The sequence below is a fragment of the Teichococcus vastitatis genome, assembly GCF_003604215.1.
Taxonomy (GTDB): Bacteria; Pseudomonadota; Alphaproteobacteria; order Acetobacterales; family Acetobacteraceae; genus Pseudoroseomonas; species Pseudoroseomonas vastitatis.
Genome location: NZ_QXGS01000144.1, coordinates 1 through 1,481, shown reverse-complemented (window position 1 = coordinate 1,481; position 1,481 = coordinate 1). Strand labels below are relative to the sequence as shown.

General features: G+C 65.1%; 1 protein-coding gene and 1 pseudogene. Both read right to left on the bottom strand.

What is annotated here, in order from left to right; all coding sequences use genetic code 11:
- The coding region (locus D2K64_RS23545) for an efflux RND transporter permease subunit (protein WP_202910818.1) at nucleotides 1-1,294 on the bottom strand (1,294 nt) is incomplete at its 3' end.
- Nucleotides 1,291-1,481, bottom strand: a pseudogene (locus D2K64_RS23540) (efflux RND transporter periplasmic adaptor subunit); the annotation flags it as partial. The gene D2K64_RS23545 and the pseudogene D2K64_RS23540, both read right to left, overlap by 4 nt.

Sequence of the window (1,481 nt, the reverse complement as noted above, 5' to 3'; positions counted from 1 at the left end):
TCGCCGCCTGCCTGGGCGGGAGATGCTCCTCGGACATCAGGCGCTCGACGTTCTCCACCACAACGATGGCGTCGTCGACCACGATGCCGATGGCCAGGATCATGCCGAACAAGGTCAGCATGTTGATAGAGAAGCCAAGCGCGTACATGCCAGCGAAGGTGCCGATGATGGACACTGGGATGGCGAGCAGCGGAATAACCGTGGCGCGCCAGTTCTGCAAAAACAGGAAGACCACCACGACAACGAGAATGATGGCCTCGATAAAGGTGTGGATCACCTGCTCGATGGAGACCTGGACGAAGGTCGTGGTGTTGTAGGGCACCGAGTACTCCATGCCCTGCGGCATGGCGGCGGCCAGCTCATCCATGCGGGCGGTCACCGCCTCCATGGTTTGCAGCGCGTTGGCACCGGGCTGGAGGTAGATACCGAAGGGTGCGGTGGGCTTGCCATCGAGCGTGCCTATGAAATCGTACTGCTGGCTCCCGAGTTCCACGCGGGCGACATCGCGCAGCCGCAGGGTGGAGCCGTCAGCACGCGCCTGGAGGATGATGTTGCCGAAGGCCGCGGCGTCCGGCAGGCGGCCCTGCGCCGTCATGGCGTAGGTGTAGGCGCCGCTCGCGCTAGGAGATTCGTTGAGCTTGCCTGCCGCGAATTGCTGATTTTGCTCGCGAATGGCGGCCGAGATGTCGGAAGCAGTCAGCGAGAACTGCGCCAGCTTCTCCGGCTGGAGCCAGATCCGCATTGCGTACTCTTTCTGGCCGAAGAGCGAGGCGTTGCCGACGCCCGGGATGCGCTTGATCTCGTCGACCACGTTCCGCAGCGCGTAGTTGCTAAGGAAGATCTCGTCGAAACGCTCGTCCGTGGCGGTGAGCGACACCACGGCCAGGAAAGCGGTGGACTGCTTGTTGACGGTAACGCCGACGCGCTGCACCTCGTTCGGTAGGGTGGCGAGCACGCCTTGCACGCGGTTGCTGACGTTGATGGTCGCCTGGTCGGGGGCGGTGCCGATCTCAAAGCTGACGTTCAGGGTCATGCTGCCGTCGGTGTTGACGGACTGCATGTAGATCAGCCCCTCGACGCCGTTGATGGCGCGCTCCAGCGGCGCGGCCACCGTTTGCGCCACCGTGTCGGCGTCGGCGCCAGAGTAGGTGGTGGAGACCACGACCTGCGGTGGCACGATCTCGGGGTACTGCGCGACCGGTAGCGCCCGCATGGCGACCAGCCCGGCCAGCACGATGACGATGGAGAGCACCCCGGCCAGCACCGGACGCTCAATGAAGAAGCGGGCGCTCACGGCCGGGCCTCCGACACTTGGAGAGGTGCGGCCTCGACAGGTGAGCCCTCGGCCACCTTGACGACGCCCTCAGCAATAACACGGTCTCCTGGTCGGAGGCCGTCCTCGACCACCCAGTCGCGCCCGGCGGTGCGGCCGAGCCGGATGGGACGGCGTTCCGCCTTGCTATCGGACCCGACCACATAGG